General features: G+C 68.5%; 16 protein-coding genes. 5 read left to right on the top strand and 11 right to left on the bottom strand.

Annotated features, from left to right (window positions below; genetic code table 11):
- Positions 1-9 precede the first annotated feature (9 nt).
- Both EV653_RS00840 and EV653_RS00835 read right to left on the bottom strand, forming a co-directional pair.
- On the bottom strand, positions 10-789 hold the full coding sequence (locus EV653_RS00840; RefSeq protein WP_238159487.1) for a class A beta-lactamase-related serine hydrolase: 780 nt from the start codon (positions 787-789) through the stop codon (positions 10-12).
- A gap of 66 nt (positions 790-855) precedes the next feature.
- The gene (locus EV653_RS00835) at positions 856-1,452 is read right to left on the bottom strand and encodes a mycothiol-dependent nitroreductase Rv2466c family protein (protein ID WP_134096965.1); all 597 of its coding nucleotides are present in this window, start codon (positions 1,450-1,452) and stop codon (positions 856-858) included.
- A 111-nt stretch (positions 1,453-1,563) separates the two neighbouring features.
- Between EV653_RS00835 and pepN the strand changes: the two genes are divergently transcribed.
- Together pepN and EV653_RS00825 are read left to right on the top strand one after the other, a co-directional pair.
- The gene (gene pepN / locus EV653_RS00830; protein ID WP_134096963.1) at positions 1,564-4,137 is read left to right on the top strand and encodes an aminopeptidase N; all 2,574 of its coding nucleotides are present in this window, start codon (positions 1,564-1,566) and stop codon (positions 4,135-4,137) included.
- A 79-nt stretch (positions 4,138-4,216) separates the two neighbouring features.
- On the top strand, positions 4,217-4,747 hold the full coding sequence (locus EV653_RS00825; RefSeq protein WP_134096962.1) for a hypothetical protein: 531 nt from the start codon (positions 4,217-4,219) through the stop codon (positions 4,745-4,747).
- Here the strand turns inward: EV653_RS00825 and EV653_RS00820 are convergent.
- On the bottom strand, positions 4,744-5,736 hold the full coding sequence (locus EV653_RS00820; RefSeq protein WP_134096960.1) for an aldo/keto reductase: 993 nt from the start codon (positions 5,734-5,736) through the stop codon (positions 4,744-4,746). The two genes, EV653_RS00825 and EV653_RS00820, sit on opposite strands and share 4 nt — an antisense overlap.
- A 269-nt stretch (positions 5,737-6,005) precedes the next feature.
- On the opposite strand from EV653_RS00820, the gene EV653_RS00815 reads away from it, so the two are divergent.
- On the top strand, positions 6,006-6,713 hold the full coding sequence (locus EV653_RS00815) for a hypothetical protein (RefSeq protein ID WP_134096957.1): 708 nt from the start codon (positions 6,006-6,008) through the stop codon (positions 6,711-6,713).
- On the opposite strand, the gene EV653_RS00810 is transcribed toward EV653_RS00815, so the two are convergent.
- The 6 genes from EV653_RS00810 to EV653_RS00785 form a co-directional block, all read right to left on the bottom strand.
- On the bottom strand, positions 6,683-7,279 hold the full coding sequence (locus tag EV653_RS00810) for a GNAT family N-acetyltransferase (RefSeq protein WP_134096955.1): 597 nt from the start codon (positions 7,277-7,279) through the stop codon (positions 6,683-6,685). The genes EV653_RS00815 and EV653_RS00810 overlap by 31 nt on opposite strands.
- A gap of 3 nt (positions 7,280-7,282) precedes the next feature.
- Positions 7,283-7,684, bottom strand: coding sequence for a DUF5130 family protein (locus EV653_RS00805; RefSeq protein ID WP_134096953.1), 402 nt, complete (start codon positions 7,682-7,684; stop codon positions 7,283-7,285).
- Positions 7,671-7,961, bottom strand: a complete 291-nt coding sequence (gene ctaJ, locus EV653_RS00800; protein WP_134096951.1) for an aa3-type cytochrome oxidase subunit CtaJ — start codon at positions 7,959-7,961, stop codon at positions 7,671-7,673. Before ctaJ ends, EV653_RS00805 begins: the two co-directional genes overlap by 14 nt.
- 412 nt (positions 7,962-8,373) lie before the next feature.
- Positions 8,374-8,877, bottom strand: a complete 504-nt coding sequence (locus EV653_RS00795) for a hypothetical protein (protein ID WP_202871439.1) — start codon at positions 8,875-8,877, stop codon at positions 8,374-8,376.
- A 144-nt stretch (positions 8,878-9,021) separates the two neighbouring features.
- On the bottom strand, positions 9,022-11,139 hold the full coding sequence (malQ, locus tag EV653_RS00790; protein ID WP_134096949.1) for a 4-alpha-glucanotransferase: 2,118 nt from the start codon (positions 11,137-11,139) through the stop codon (positions 9,022-9,024).
- A gap of 65 nt (positions 11,140-11,204) precedes the next feature.
- A complete protein-coding gene (locus tag EV653_RS00785; protein ID WP_134096947.1) occupies positions 11,205-12,209 on the bottom strand; it encodes a hypothetical protein in 1,005 nt (334 codons plus the stop codon).
- A 44-nt stretch (positions 12,210-12,253) separates the two neighbouring features.
- On the opposite strand from EV653_RS00785, the gene EV653_RS00780 reads away from it, so the two are divergent.
- The gene (locus tag EV653_RS00780; protein ID WP_134096945.1) at positions 12,254-13,042 is read left to right on the top strand and encodes a mechanosensitive ion channel family protein; all 789 of its coding nucleotides are present in this window, start codon (positions 12,254-12,256) and stop codon (positions 13,040-13,042) included.
- On the opposite strand, the gene EV653_RS00775 is transcribed toward EV653_RS00780, so the two are convergent.
- The gene (locus tag EV653_RS00775; RefSeq protein ID WP_166679256.1) at positions 12,990-13,685 is read right to left on the bottom strand and encodes a GNAT family N-acetyltransferase; all 696 of its coding nucleotides are present in this window, start codon (positions 13,683-13,685) and stop codon (positions 12,990-12,992) included. The two genes, EV653_RS00780 and EV653_RS00775, sit on opposite strands and share 53 nt — an antisense overlap.
- Positions 13,686-13,800: 115 nt before the next feature.
- On the opposite strand from EV653_RS00775, the gene EV653_RS00770 reads away from it, so the two are divergent.
- Positions 13,801-14,790, top strand: coding sequence for a chitinase (locus EV653_RS00770; RefSeq protein ID WP_134096941.1), 990 nt, complete (start codon positions 13,801-13,803; stop codon positions 14,788-14,790).
- A 49-nt stretch (positions 14,791-14,839) separates the two neighbouring features.
- On the opposite strand, the gene EV653_RS00765 is transcribed toward EV653_RS00770, so the two are convergent.
- A complete protein-coding gene (locus EV653_RS00765) occupies positions 14,840-15,268 on the bottom strand; it encodes an OsmC family protein (RefSeq protein ID WP_130438763.1) in 429 nt (142 codons plus the stop codon).
- Positions 15,269-15,281 lie beyond the last annotated feature (13 nt).

Genomic DNA, 15,281 nt, shown 5'->3' with positions numbered 1-15,281 from the left:
AATCTACTGTCAGCCTGCTTGCGCGCGTACGCCGCCCGGCACCGTCAGCCCTGCGGTCAACTGGGTCACCACGGCATAAGCCTGCTCGTACGGCGTTCCGCTCGGATGCAGCGTGAAGACCGCGACGATGCTGCGATCGTCCACGCCGACCGTTCCGGTGGTGTGCAGTGCGTCGCTGACCAGGTCCAGCGCGGACTCCGGCTTCGCCCGGTCCGACTGGTAGCCGCTCGACCCGTGGAATCCGGACCAGCCCTGCTTGATGCTGAAGTCCGGGTCGAACACCGACGGGATGCCGAAGAACTGGTCGAAGCCGTCGGTGCCGTAGCGGGTCGGCGTGTGCAGCAGATCCATCACGTACGCCCCGACCGGCTGCGGAGCACGGTCCAGGATGTATCGATAGATCCGGACCGTGTCGGCGGCGGTGATCGCGACGTACCCCCAGAAACCTGGGTGGGTGGCGGGCGGTCCGGCCGTGTCGGTCAGGCCGAGCCGCGCCACCATCCGCTCCACGATCGCCGCGCCGCCGAGCTCGTCCCAGTAGTAGCTCGCCGCGTCGTCGTCACTGCTGCGCAGCATGACCTCCAGCCGCTCCTGGTCCGCGGGCGGGACGTCGTACTGCGGGCCCCGGTCCCACATGAAGTCCAGCACGATCAGCAGCTTCACCACGGACGCCGACCGGAACTGGTGGTCGGCATTCAGCTGCTCGACGAACTGTCCGGTGTGACGGTCGAACACAGCGACCCCGGCGGTCACAGCTGGAGGTACGGCGATCATTCGGAACCTACTCACCACTTGACGACTTGCTTGGTGAGCAACTTTCGCCGTCAGGGGACTTCGATCGCAACCCCTGAACCGTTAGTCGAAGATCGGACCGCGGTCGCGGGTGCGCTTGATCTCGAAGAAGCCCTCGGTGCCGGCGACGAGCCGCACGCCGTCCCAGAGCTTGCCGGCCGCCTCACCCTTCGGCGCCGGTGTCACGACCGGCCCGAAGAACGCGGTGCCTTCGACCGCGATGACCGGCGTACCGACCTCCATGCCGACCAGGTCCATGCCGGCGTGGTGCGACTTCCGCAGCGCGTCGTCGTACTTGTCCGAGTCGGCCGCTTCCAGCAGCGACGCCGGCAGGCCGACCTCCTCGAGCGCCTCGGCCAGCACCGCTTCGTCATTGCCGCCACGGCCCTCGTTGTGGATCCGGCGGCCGAGCGCGGTGTAGAGCGGCAGCAGTACTTCGTTGCCGTGCGCCTCCTCGGCCGCGATCAGCACCCGGACCCGGCCGAGCAACCGCAGCCAGTCGGCGTCGTGCTCACGGCGGTCTTCGTTCAGGACGGCGAGGCTCATCACGTGCCAGGTCGTCTTCACATCCCGGACCTGCTCGACCTCGAGCATCCAGCGGGACGTCATCCAGGCCCAGGGGCAGGCCGGGTCGAACCAGAAATCTGCAGAGGCAGTCATATTCACCATCATACAAAGTTGAAGGACACCAGATATCGTCTCGGTATCCAATACCCAATATCGCGGGGAAACCCTCGGCGAACCTGAGAACCAGGTGCATAGGATGCGGACATGCCTGGAACCAACCTGACGCGCGACGAGGCGCGTTCCCGTGCGGGCGTGGTCAGTGACGTGACCTACGCGATCGAGCTCGACCTGACCGGTGCCCCGAGCGGCGCCCCCACGTTCCCGTCCGTGACCGCCGTGACCTTCACCGCCACCGCCGGCGCGAGCACCTTCGCCGACCTGATCGCGGACAAGGTCCGCTCGGTGACCCTGAACGGCGTCGCCCTCGACCCGGACGTGGTGTACGACGGCGCACGCATCCAGCTCGACGGGCTGGCGGAGCGCAACGAGCTGACCGTGGTCGCGGACTGCCTCTACTCCCGCACCGGTGAAGGGCTGCACCGCTCGGTCGACCCGGCCGACAAGGAGACCTACCTCTACACGCAGTTCGAGGTGCCGGACGCCCGCCGGGTGTTCACCACCTTCGAGCAGCCCGACCTCAAGGCCCCGTTCACCTTCACCGTCTCCGCACCTGCCCGCTGGGTGGTCATCTCGAACGCCCCGACGCCGGAGCCGACGACGTACTCCGGTGAGCACGGGGAGGAGCTGGCCCGGTGGGAGTTCCCGCCGACGGAGCGGATCTCGACGTACATCACCGCGGTCGTCGCGGGTCCGTACCACGTGGTGACGGACGCGTACGAGGGCCCGCACGGGACGTACCCGATGTCGCTGCTGTGCCGTCCGTCGCTGAAGGAGGCGCTGGACATCGAGGACCTGTTCGAGGTCACCAAGCAGGGCTTCGCGCTGTTCGAGGAGGCGTTCGGGACGCCGTACCCGTTCCACAAGTACGACCAGGCCTTCGTGCCGGAGTACAACATGGGCGCGATGGAGAACGCGGGCTGCGTGACGCTGCGGGACGAGTACCTGTTCCGCAGCCGGACCACGCACGCGGAGATGGAAGCCCGCGCCAACACCGTGCTGCACGAGCTGGCCCACATGTGGTTCGGCGACCTGGTCACGATGACCTGGTGGGACGACCTGTGGCTGAACGAGTCGTTCGCCGAGTGGGCCAGCCACTGGGCCCAGGTGGTTGCGACGACGAAGTACTCCGACGCGTGGACGACGTTCTGCAACGCCCGGAAGAACTGGGCGTACCGGCAGGACCAGCTGCCGTCGACGCACCCGATCGCCGCCGACATGATCGACTTCCACGCGGTCGAGGTGAACTTCGACGGCATCACCTACGCCAAGGGCGCGTCGACGCTGCGTCAGCTGGTCGCCTTCGTCGGTGAGGAGACGTTCGTCACCGCACTGCAGGAGTACTTCCACGACCACGCGTTCGGCAACACCGAGCTGACCGACCTGCTGAAGCCGCTCGAGAAGGCGTCCGGCCGCGACCTGGACGACTGGACCGAGCGCTGGTTGCGGACGGCCGGTGTGAACACGCTGCGCGCCGACTTCACCGTCGACGACCAGGGCGCGTTCAAGACGTTCGCGATCGAGCAGACCGCGACCGAGAAGTTCCCCGTACTGCGCCCGCACCGCCTCGCGGTCGGGCTGTACCGGCGTACCGACGAGGGCCTGGTCCGGACCGAGCGCTTCGAGGTCGACATCGACGGCTCCCGCACCGAGCTGCCCGAGCTCACTGGCGCCACGCAGCCGGACCTGGTCCTGCTGAACGACGACGACCTCACCTACGCGAAGATCCGGCTGGACGAGCGCTCCCGCGCCACGCTGGTCGAGTCGATCGACCAGCTGACGGAGTCGTTGCCCAGGGCACTCGCCTGGGGCTCGGCGTGGGACATGACCCGCGACGCCGAGATGCCGGCCAGCCAGTACGTCGGCATCGTCCTGCGCGGCATCCGCGCCGAGACGGATCTCACCGGCGTCCGCTCGCTGCTCGCGCAGGCCAACACCGCCGTCAACCAGTACGCCGCCCCGCAGAACCGCCCTGCTCTGCGGGCGCAGCTCGAGGAGGCACTGGCCGGTCTTGTCGCGGACGCGGAGCCGGGCAGCGACCACCAGCTGGCCTTCGTCCGGGCGTACAGCTCGGCGGTGTTCTCGGCGGCGGGCGCCGACCGGATCGCCGGCTGGCTGGAAGGTCGCGACCTGCCGGAAGGCCTGGTCGTCGACACCGACCTGCGCTGGACGCTGATCGTGGCACTGGCCCGCCTGGGGAAGATCGGCGCGGACGAGATCGACGACGAGCTCACCCGCGACACCACGATCACCGGTCAGGAGCGGGCCGCACAGGCCCGTGCCGCCCGGCCGACGGCCGAGGCGAAGGAAGAGGCCTGGCGGATCGCGGTGGAGTCCGAGGACACCCCGAACGAGACGCAGTTCCGGACCATCCTCGGCTTCCAGCAGCCCGGTCAGGAGGACCTGCTCCGGCCGTACGTCGACAAGTACCTGAACGCGGCCAAGGACGTCTACACCCGGCTCGGCTCGTCAATGGGCGAGAACGTGCTGGTGTACCTGTCGCCGCGTCACCTGGCCGACCAGGCCGCACTGGACGCGTTGACCGGCTGGCTCGCCGCGGAGACGTCGACAGTCGACGCTCCGACGCTCCGGTACGTCACCGAGGCGCAGGCCGACCTGACCCGCGCGATCGCCGCGCAGGCGACGGACGCCGTCGCCTGATCGACCCTCTGACAGGGCCGGTCTCATCAAGAGACCGGCCCTGTCGCATTGAACCTGGCTGTGCGGTAAGACTGGTTCGGTGCCCGCCTCCGACCCCGCCTTGGCCGGTGCGGCAGCTGTTGCGCTGACCGGACTCGCAGAGGCGTACAGACCCCACCCAGTCACTCCCCTGATGCCCTGGCGGTACTCCAACCGCCTGGTGAAGCCGTACATCATCACCGCCCGCGGGCGGCAGTGGGACGACCACATGGTTGACGTAGCCCGCGGCACTGCCACGCGCCAGCTCGAGTTCGACGACGCAATGGGGTCGGTCGGCCTCGGCGTCGTCGTACTGCACCTGGGCGACGACGGCATCTACCTGGTCGTGCAGAGCTGGGCCAAGGACTTCCAGTCCCGTCTGAGCATCTTCAGCGGCATGGAGGTGGACGACCTCCGCCCTGCCCCGATCGGCGCCGGCCCATGCGTCTGGGAGCTGGAGGTCCTCAGCCACGAGCGCGCGTCGTACGTGCAGCACATCCTCTCCGCGGGCGTCGACATCGACGCCTGGCTGGACGACGCCATCGACACCCGCCCGAAGGCGAAGTACGACGGCATCCCGTCCGGCACCTAGTTCTGGCCGGCGGCGTCCAGGTGGTTGCATTGCTCGGGGGTGAGCTCGAGGTCGGCGGCTGCGAGGGTCTCGTCGAGCTGGGCGACGGATGAGGCGCCTACGAGCGGAATGATGGGGATGTCGCCGCCCATCAGCCACGAGAGGACCACCTGGTTCGCCGTAGCACCGGTCTGTTGTACGACGTCGTCCAGCGCGATCTTGCGGGCTCTGGTTCCGGCGTGGTCGTACAACTCATCCAGCGGCTTGTCAGCTCGGACGTAGGCGCCGCTGAGGAGTGGTGTGTACGCCACCAGCGTCAGGCTGGGCTCTTCGCGCAGATAGCTCAGCAACTGCCCGTCGGTGACGCCGATACTCCCGTCGCGTGAACGGAGGCCGCCCTGGTCGGTCCGGGCCCGGAAGTACGTGTGGTGATGCTGCAGCACCTCACAGCCCGGCAGACCGGCAGCTGCGGCCAGCGTCCTCGCCCGCTCGATCTGCCAGCTCCAGTAGTTGCTCAGCCCGAGCAGACCGACCGTCCGGTCCGCAGCCAGCTGCCCGAACGTCTCGACCTGCTCCTCCAGCGGTACGGCGGGATCGGGCACGTGGGCGTAGTACACGTCGACGTGGTCGCGGCCGAGGTTCTCCAGGCTCCGGGCCAGGGACTCCTTGATCACCTGAGCCGACAGGCCCTCGAGATGTTCGCTCAAGGCCTTGGCCGGCCGCGGCGGCCGGCCGCCTACCTTCGTCGCGATGGTCAGCTCGTCCCCGATGCCGCGGCTGCGCAGCCACCGGCCGAGCAGTTGCTCGCTCTCGCCGCCCTGGGTGCCGTTGACCCAGAACGCATAGTTGTTGGCCGTGTCAACGAACGTGCCGCCCGCCTCGACGTACCGGTCCAAGATCGCGTACGACGTCGCCTCGTCGGTCGACGTACCCATGAGCATCGCCCCGAGGGCGATCTGGCTCACCCGGCGCTGTCGCGCGGGGTCATTTCCGATGGTCAGATAACGCATGGCAGGAGCGAATCAGCTGGAGTGCGGTCTAGGTCAAGACTGGTGCTCCAAGCGCCGTAGCGCTTCCGGACCGCCCGACCCCGCTCGGTGAAAGTCAAACGATTGCTCGTCGGCAGATCGTGAGGGGACGTGTGCGGTGCGCGATTCGCTTGCAGGGAAAGAGATTCTCCCCACCTGAGAGAGGCTCATTTATTCGGTCGTTCGGTTTAAGCTGCACCGGACTATCCATCCACGGACAGTCCGGGTTTTCTTGGGGAGGGGCCCTTGCCGTGACTCGCGTCGATCACCGGAAGCCGCCCGCTCGGGTTGCGCGCAAACAACAGAAGACCGCTGCCGGCCGGAGTACGCCGGAAGCCGGCCCGCGGAAGGCACAGCGTTCGCACAGCGCCATCGGCGCGGGTGTCGTGGCCGCGGCGGCGATGGTCGCGGTGTTCGGGTTCATCCTGACCCGGGGAACCTCCGACGACCCGCCGGCGGACGGGCTGCGGATGGGATCGGGCACCGATACCGGCGCCGCCGCACCGCAGGTTCCGACCGAGGCCGCGAGCGGGACCGCCTCGAAGGCGGATCGGCAGCCGCCGGCCTCCACGACGGCGCCGAAGGCCAAGGCGGAGAAGACGACGCCGCAGGTGGACACCGGGCCGATCTCGCCGAAGTTCAAGCGCGGCCAGTGGATCGTCGTGATCGACAAGTACCCGACCGACGTCGGCATGCCCGCGGACCAGACTGCGAAGAACACCGCGGCAACGCTCACCCGGGCCGGGATCCCGGCGAAGGCGATGCTGGTCAACGGTCAGTACCCGGGCCTGAAGAACAGCAGCTCGATGACGCCGGTCATCAACACCTGGATCGTCTACCTCGGCCCGGGCTCCTCCTCGGCGCAGGTCCTCAACCTGTGCCTGGACCCCCGCACGCAGGCGGCGTACCCCAGCCCGGCCTGTCCGACCTACGAGCCGGCAGCTCCGGCGGGCGGCTGAGCGACGACGTCGGTGGCCAGCCGGGCGTGCAGGTGCGAGTCGTGCCGCTTGCCGGTCGGTTCGACGTAGTAGTCACGCATCACGCCCTCCAGCTGGAAGCCGGCGCGGAGTGCGACGTGGCACGAACCCTCGTTGATCAGCGAGTGGTCGAGTGAGATGCGATGCAGTCCCAGTCCGTCGGCTGCGAAGCCCCAGGTCGCTGCGGCATCGAGTGCGCGCGCACCGAGCCGGCGGCCGCGGGCGACCGGGCTGACCCAGTACGCCGCGACAGCCTGATCCGGGATGCGGTGCACGTCCCGGAGCGACACGTTGCCGAGCACCTGGTCCGTGGCAGCGTCTGCGATCGCGAAGACGGCGCTACCGCGGTTCCAGCCGTCGATGCGTGGCTCCAGCCACCGGCGGGCGCGCTGGTCGGCTGGTGCGCGGATGACCGCCGTACCAGCGGTCCAGCGGAGGATGCCGGGGTCACGCAACGCCTCGGCCACTGCAGCCTCGTCCGATGCGACGAAAGGACGCAGTACGACGTCGCCCAGCTCGATGCGGCGGGGCTGCAGGGCCGGTGGCACGGGCTACAGCTTGTGCTGCTCGTCGCTGGCGTGCAGCAAGGGCGGCTGGTGGGCGTGCGTGCCCAGCTGCTGTACGCCGGTGACCAGACCGCCGGTGAGGTCGCCGGTGGCGAACGACGTCTGCATGGTCAGCGCGGCCAGTCCGGCGGCTGTGTCCGACAGCTGCCGCTTGGCGAGCGGGCCGGTGACGATCTCGAGGCGGCGTCCGGCCGGGTCGACGTACACCAGGACGGAGCTGTCCGGGTCGTCGAGCTCGTTGAACAGCTCGAGCGCGAACGGGCGGGTCTCGGAGTCCGCGCCGCCGACGTACACGGAGAAGTGCAGGCCGGACGTCTCCTCGGCGTACCGGACCGCTCGCTCGAGGTCGTAGAGCTGGTCAGGGGTGAATGCGTCACCAGCTGGCACTTGCGCCTCCGGTCGTGCGGGCGACGCCGGTGCCGGCGGTCGCGGTGGTACCCGGCGCGCCGGTCAGCTCAGGCAGCTCGGGCAGGTTGGCCGGATCCGGCTTGGTTGCCGTCGGCCCGTTGATCCAGACCGGCGGAGCCCACCAGGACAGCCCTGGACGGTACCGCGGCCCGTCAGCGATCGACGACGCGAACACCAGCAACGCCAGCACCGCGACAACCAGCAGAGGAATCCCGACGAACACCAACAGGGAGTGCCCCGACAATTGAGGTATCACGCCCCGAAGCCTAGTACCCACCAACCGACGACCGCCCCAGGGCCTCACCCCAGGGCGGCCGCCGGTCCCAGAAGCGGATCAACAACCTCCGCAGTTGCCTCTTCACAACCCCGCGCGGAGCGCGGCTGCCTTGTTGTCAGCAGCCGCGACAGTCACCTATCCACAACCCGCGCGGAGCGCGGCTGCTTTGGTTCATAGCAGCCGCAGTTCCCTTTCCACCACCCGCGCGGAGCGCGGCTGCCTTGTTGTCAGCAGCCGCCGCGGTCGCCTCTCCACAACCCGCGCGGAGCGCGGCAGCTTTGGTTCATAGCAGCCGCAGTTACCTTTCCACCACCCGCGCGGAGCGCGGCTGCTTTGTCAGCAGCCGCCGCAGTTACCTCTCCACCACCCGCGCGGAGCGCGGCTGCTTTTGTCAGCAGCCGCCGCAGTTGTAGTACGTGATGTCCCAGTGGCTGCCCTCGTCGGCGTAGATGTTGCCGGCGCCGGACCGCCATTGCGGGTACCCGTCGCCGCGGTCGGCGATGCGGGTGAAGGTGTTGTGGATGTAGTTGCCGACGCAGGTGTACTTCGAGATGTCGACCTTGTAGCCGTTCCAGTGGCTGTAGGTGCCGCTGGCGTGGCCGGTCTCGGTGCCGCCGGTGATGTTGATGGCGCAGCCGCTGGCCTGCTTCAGCGTGCGGACGCCGTACACGGTGCTGTCGTTGATCTGGTCGAACGACGTGCAGGTGGAGTTGTTGCGGTTGGAACAGTTGCCGCTGGACGACCAGGTGATGCCGGCAGCCGAGAAGATCGCGGTCGCCTGGGCGTGCGTCAGCTTGGTGAGCGCCGACGCCTGCTCGACTGCGACCACACCGGGCAGCAGGCCGACCAGCAGGGCGACAAGCGGGACCACGACGCGACGGAGCACTGACTTCATGGGGACACTCCTCGAAATATGGGGCGGTTATTTCAAGGAGTGCACTGCCCGGGAAAGATATTGGCGAAACATCAGATTGAACGCGAAATTAACATCCGAGCACCGGTAGAAGGCGTTCGAATGTGTCGGCGCTGGTCCAGGACGCTAGATGTTCAACGCGCCGATCAGCCGGCGCAGGCGGTGGTTGTTGGGCAGGTCCTCGATCAGGACCGGCTCGCCGTCCGGGCCGCCCAGCGGGATGCGCCAGTTCGGGTACTCGTCCGTGGTCCCCGGTTGGTTCTGCGTACGCCGCTCGCCGACCGCATCCGTCAACGCGACACCGACGAGCTTGGACGGCGTATGCGCGACGTACTGATGCAGAGCCTCAACGATCCGCTCGACGTCCCCGTCGGTGTCCCTCAGCAGATGGCGCTCGCGCAACGCCGCCAGCCACGCGTCCCGATCGGCCTCGTCGACGGCAAGCTCCTCCGCGACCGGACGCGTCAGCAGACCGAGCCGGTTCCGCAGCTCGACATGATCGCCGGCCAGGTAGCCCGCCGTCGGCGGCAGGTCGTGCGTGGTGACGGTGGCGAGGCACAGCTCCCGCCACCGCTCCGGCGCGAGCGGCTTCCCGTTCGCGTCCCGCTCGAACCACAGCACCGACGTACCGAGGATCCCGCGCTCGGTCAGGTAGTCGCGCACCCACGGCTCGACCGTCCCGAGGTCCTCGCCGATCACGGTCACACCGGCGCGCTGGGCCTCGAGCACCAGGATCCCGATCAGCGCCTCGTGGTCGTACCGCACGTACGTCCCCTCGGTGGGCCGCTCCGGCGACGTCACCCACCACAGCCGGAACATCCCGAGGATGTGGTCGATCCGCAGTCCGCCGCCGTGCCGCATCTCGGCCCGCACCAGATCCCGCCACGCGGCGTACCCAGTCTCGGCCAGCGCATTGGGCCGCCACGGCGGCTGCGACCAGTCCTGCCCCTGCTGGTTGAACGCGTCCGGCGGCGCACCGACGTGGATGTTTTGCGCAAGGACGCTCTGCAGCGCCCACGCGTCCGCGCCGTCGGGATGCACACCGACCGCAAGATCGTGGACGACGCCCAGCGCCATGCCGGCCGCCTTCGCCCGCGCCTGCGTCCGCGCGAGCTGCTCGTCCAGCTGCCACTGCAGCCAGCAGTGGAACTCCACCGCGTCCGGGTTCTCGTTGCGGAAGGCAACAACCGCCGGTGACGTCGGCTCCTGCAGCTCCTCCGGCCACTTGCTCCACTCCGGCCCGTGCACATCCGCGATGGCGGCCCAGGTGGCGAAGTCGATCAGCCCCTGGCTCTCCCGGTCGCAGTACGCTCCGTACTCCGCGATCCGTCCGATCGACGGCTGCACGCGGAACAACAACTGCAGCGCCTCTCGCTTGGCCGCCCAGACCGTGTCCCGGTCGATCGCGGTCACGTCCTCGCTCAGCGCCCGCGCCTGCAGCGCCAGCGTCCGCACGCGATCCCGCTCCGCCGGCGCGAGGTCGCCGTACTCGTCGATGTCCTCGATCCGCAGGTAGATCGGGTTGCTGAATCGCCGCGACGCCGGGAGGTACGGCGAGGGCTCCATCCGTCCGGCCAGCTCCGCGGCGTGCAACGGGTTCACCAGTACGAACCCGGCGCCCAGGTCATGCGCCGCCCACGCAGCCAGGTCACCCAGGTCATGCAGGTCGCCGATCCCCCACGACCGCCGCGAGCGAACCGAGTACAGCTGCAGCACCCAGCCCCAGGTGCGGCGCAGCTTCTCCGGCTCGAGCTTCCGCGGTGTGACGATCAGCGTGCCGACCGAGATCTCCGGACTGGTACCGATCCGCGCGCACAGCCGGTGATAGCCGAGCGGCAGGTCCCCAGGCAGCTGGAACGTCGCCTCGCCGACCTGTACGCCGTCGACCCACTCTGGCTCCGCCCAGTGGTCCTGCTGCGGGATGTCCCGTCGCTGACCGCCGTCCTCGAGGTCGACCCACACCTCCGCCGTCGACCCGTGCGGCAGGTGTACGGCGAACCATGGCGTCCACCCCTCCCGCATCACCAAGGTGGCGGGAAGCGTACGCCGCCAGCGCGCCAGCTGGTGCTCAGCGAGCGCAAGAGCCGCCTTGTCCGGCGTGGACGCGTCCACGCCGAGCGCAGCGAGTACGTCGGCCACGACCTCGCTCGAGACGATCACATGCTCGCCTTGCCAGTTCCAGTACTCCGTCGCCACGCCATGGGCAACCGCTAGCTCGACAAGGGCTGGAGTGGGAGCTGTCACCTCAGCGAGTCTGCCGCATCAACCGCGTCAACGGCTAAACGGCGCGCGCCGTACGAGGGCGTCTGCTACTCGTTCGAGCGCCGCCGACTCAGCATCAGGACCGCGAGCAGGAGGACTCCACTCGCTACGACCAGTCCGACCGCCACACCGGCCATGTTGTCGGTGAGCTGGTACAGCGACGTCGGCCAGATGACCAGGAGGATCGCGCAGCCCACCACGGCGTACGACGAACGCCGGGTCAGGCCGTAGGCGACCAGCAACGCGGCTGGGCCGGCCGTGCCGACGGCCAGCGCCATGATCTCGCCGCGCTCCTGCACCAGCCAGCAGATCGACGAGCTGAACATCGCCGCTCCGGCCAGTGACCACGACGTCACCTGATCACGCACCAGGCCGAGCATCGCGAACACGAACGCCACGATGATGAATCCGGTGCCGGCGATGCCCGCGCTGTTCGCCGCCGATCCGGTGTCCGGAGTGAGGACATCTGCCGTGATGACCAACACACCGACGGCCAGGATCCCGAACGTTGCCACCAGCAACGATGACCCCTCGAGCCACCACAACCCGACCGCGGCCAGCGCGAGCGCGACCGCCACCCCGGCGACCTGCCCGGTCTCCCCCTCGATCGCCACGTACGTCGCGAAGCCGGCCACGCAACAGCCGAGCGACGCGAGCGCCGAGCTCAGCTGTTCGCGGCGGCGCAGCAACGCGAGAACGACGGCCGCACCGAGCAGCACCACGGCTGCCGTCGTACCGGTGCTGACTCGGGCCGCGCGACCCATTTCGCCCCAGTTCGCCAAGGTCAGGAGCGCGACCGCGCCGAGCAGCAGCGCGCCGCCGATGTACCCGAGCACCTCGACCAAGGCGTTCGGGTGGACCTCGACGGGAGGCGCCTTGGGTTTGGCCGGCTCGGGCGCCTGGGCCGCGGCCTGCGGATGGGGCCGGCCGGGGTCGGCCAGCGCCGCGTCGATCTCGGCATCGGCGGCGTCACGGATCGAGTCGGCCTGGTACTGGCGCAGCACACCAGCGCTCACGAGCCTGGACAGCTCGTCATCCAGCCGGCTCGACATGCTTTTCCGTCTCCTTGTCAGCCTTACTAAGATCAGGCGGCGAGATGCCTATTCTGACCAGCTACCTTCTGTCCCCGTTCAGTCACCCCCTGTTTTCGCGCTTGTTGTCGCCCCCGGACGCGTTTCCGACGTTCTTCCGCACCGGCAACGACGGCAAACTCGAGGTGACCGATCAGGTCGTGGTCGTCCCGGCCCGCATCGCGGGACTGATCATCGGCTTCTTCGTGCTCCGCTGGCTGCTGCACAAGGTCATCCGGCGGTTCGCCCGCCGGACCGGCAACGGCGCGGTGGCGGGCGTGCTGTCGAAGTCCAAGCGCGGCCAGGAGTTCGTCGAGAACACCCTCGCGAACGAACGCCGGGCGCAGCGCGCGGAGACGATCGCGTCGCTGCTGACCAGCGCGGTCACTATCGTCCTGACCGCCGTCCTCGTGGTGATGGTGCTGGCCGAGCTCGGCTTCAACATCCTGCCGGTGATCGCCTCCGCCAGCATCATCGGCGTGGCGCTCGGTTTCGGCGCCCAGACGCTGGTGAAGGACTTCCTGGCCGGCGTGTTCATGATCTTCGAGGACCAGTACGGCGTGGGCGACCTGATCGACATGGAGAAGGCGACCGGGACCGTGGTCGCGGTCGGCCTGCGGATCACCACCCTGCGCGGCGAGGACGGCACCACCTGGTACGTCCGCAACGGCGAGGTGGTCCGGATCGGCAACCTGACCAACCGCGACCCGCACAGCGAGGCCCCTTCCGGTGTCGGCTCCCGCACCGAGAAGGAAGAGGAAACTAAGGCCGACGAAAGTGTGACGAGCGGAAAGCAGGACGAAACCCAAGCTTGAGGTAGAGCCGCTCCGCGTCCGATCCCTCGACCACCTGCAGCGTGAGCCGCCCGCCGGCCGCGTCCCGCCGGGCCTGCGCGAGCAGCGCCGTCGCCAGCCCTCGCCCGCGGTACTGCGGTTTGGTCGCGACTGCGTAGACACCGACGACTGATCCGGTCCGCAGCACCAGCGTGCTCGACGCGGGCTCGCCATCGACGCGGAGCAGATACAGGGACTGGTCCGGCGCTCGGTAGTTCTGCAACGCCCGCTCGACGAACATCTTCTGCCACCAGTCGTAGTCCGGCTCGCCGACCTCGAGAAACGCCGCACTCTGCACCTCCGCAAACCCCACCGCGTCCGCATCCGAGTCGATCGCCGCGACCGGCTCTCCCTCCGCGGACCCGGCCGGCGCCTCCATGTGAACCAGGACCTCGGCCGGCTCGAAGCCATCCGCAGTCAGGCGCTCCACCCATCCCGCACCGCTCCATGGCACTAGGCGGACCGTAGAGGTCCCGGCCGGGAGCTCAGCGGCCGGCGAGAGCGGGATCCACGCCGAGAACTCGTCCGATTCGCCCACCACCTCGATGGCCGCGGCGGAGCGGCGTACGGCTCCGCGATGGGCGGCGAGGAAGGCGAGGTGGTTGTCGACCAGTTCTTCGAGCATGCGAGCAGTCTGGTCGACGGCGCCGACATAAATCGGTCTCCGATATTGACCGGTTCTCCAATTGATAGGAAACTTTCCTAACTCTTTGCCCGCCCCCAAGGATCGGAGTTTCGAGATGCACATGTTCAAGGCCGCCGTCGTGACGGCAGCCGTCGGCACATTGCTGCTCGGTGCGGCTCACGCCGCGCAGGCGTCCACCCAGCAGGTCCAGGCGGACCCGGCAAGCATCGGGGCCGCGCCGTACGAGTACCTCGGCTGGGGTAACCCGCAGAAGCCCGTCGACGTGATGAAGGCGGCCGGCAACAAGTGGTTCACGCTCGCGTTCATCCTGTCCGACGGCGGCTGCAACCCGAAGTGGGACGGCGACCGCGCGCTGACCGGCGGCTCGGACCAGACCGCGATCAACAACATCCGGGCCGCCGGCGGCGACGTCATCCCGTCGTTCGGCGGCTGGTCCGGTAACAAGCTCGGCGAGAAGTGCACCTCGGCCTCCGCCCTGGCCGGGGCGTACCAGAAGGTGATCGACGCCTACAAGCTGAAGGCGATCGACATCGACATCGAGGACACCGAGTTCCACAGCTCCGCGGCGCGGCAACGGGTCGTCGACGCGCTGAAGACCGTCAAGAGCAAGAACTCCGGGATCAAGACCTACATCACGATGGGCACCGACCAGACCGGTCCGGACTCGTCCGGTGTCGACCTGATCAACCGGGCCGCCAAGGCCGGCCTGGCCAACGACGGCTGGGTGCTGATGCCGTTCGACTTCGGCGGCGGCTCGACCAACATGGCGACGCTGACCCAGAAGGCCGAGGAGGGCCTCAAGGGCCGGCTGAAGACGGCGTACGGGTACTCCGACGACACGGCGTACCGGCACATGGGCATCTCGTCGATGAACGGCAAGACCGACGACGGTGAGACGGTCCGCCTGCAGGACTTCAAGACGATGCTCGCCTACGCGCAGCAGCACCACCTGGCCCGCTTCACGTTCTGGTCGGTCAACCGGGACCGGAAGTGTGGAGGTAGCAACACCGATGGTGACTCGTGCAGCGGGATCTCGCAGAACGCGTACGACTTCACCAAGGTCGTCGCCCAGTTCCACGGCTGAAACGACGGAACGCCCGGCGAGCGACTGGCTCGCCGGGCGTTCCGGTACGTCATGCGGTGAAGGTGACGTCCAGCGTGATCGGGACGGCCGACAGCGCCTGCGAGACCGGGCAGTTCTTCTTCGCGCCCTCGGCGTACTCGGCGAACTCGTCGGCGGTCAGGCCGGGGACGTTGCCGTTGACCGACAGCTTGATGCCGGTGATGCCCTCACCCGGCTGGAAGGTGACGTCGGCCTGGGTGTCGATCGACGTCGGCGCGTGGCCCGCACCGGCGAGCGCGTGCGACAGCGCCATCGAGAAGCAGGTGGAGTGCGCGGCCGCGATCAGCTCCTCCGGGCTGGTCTTGCCGTTGGCGTCGTTCGCGCGGGAGGCCCAGGTGACGTCGTAGGTGCCGACACCGGACGACTCGAGAGCGACCTGGCCGGCGCCCTCCATCAGCGAGCCTTCCCAGTGGGCCTTGGCCGTACGAGTGGTAGCCATGCTCGTGTTGTCT

The organism is Kribbella pratensis (assembly GCF_004365355.1).
Lineage (GTDB): Bacteria > Actinomycetota > Actinomycetes > Propionibacteriales > Kribbellaceae > Kribbella.
The sequence above is the reverse complement of the archived record's forward strand: the minus strand, read 5'-3'. Positions and strand labels throughout refer to the sequence as shown.

Coding starts and splice junctions, on each gene's coding strand:
- EV653_RS00775 (WP_166679256.1), bottom strand. CDS start 13,685: ATGCTCGAAGAACTGGTCGACAACCACCTCGCCTTCCTCGCCGCCCAT.
- EV653_RS00770 (WP_134096941.1), top strand. CDS start 13,801: ATGCACATGTTCAAGGCCGCCGTCGTGACGGCAGCCGTCGGCACATTG.
- EV653_RS00820 (WP_134096960.1), bottom strand. CDS start 5,736: ATGCGTTATCTGACCATCGGAAATGACCCCGCGCGACAGCGCCGGGTG.
- EV653_RS00780 (WP_134096945.1), top strand. CDS start 12,254: ATGCCTATTCTGACCAGCTACCTTCTGTCCCCGTTCAGTCACCCCCTG.
- EV653_RS00785 (WP_134096947.1), bottom strand. CDS start 12,209: ATGTCGAGCCGGCTGGATGACGAGCTGTCCAGGCTCGTGAGCGCTGGT.
- EV653_RS00835 (WP_134096965.1), bottom strand. CDS start 1,452: ATGACTGCCTCTGCAGATTTCTGGTTCGACCCGGCCTGCCCCTGGGCC.
- pepN (WP_134096963.1), top strand. CDS start 1,564: ATGCCTGGAACCAACCTGACGCGCGACGAGGCGCGTTCCCGTGCGGGC.
- EV653_RS00765 (WP_130438763.1), bottom strand. CDS start 15,268: ATGGCTACCACTCGTACGGCCAAGGCCCACTGGGAAGGCTCGCTGATG.
- EV653_RS00795 (WP_202871439.1), bottom strand. CDS start 8,877: ATGAAGTCAGTGCTCCGTCGCGTCGTGGTCCCGCTTGTCGCCCTGCTG.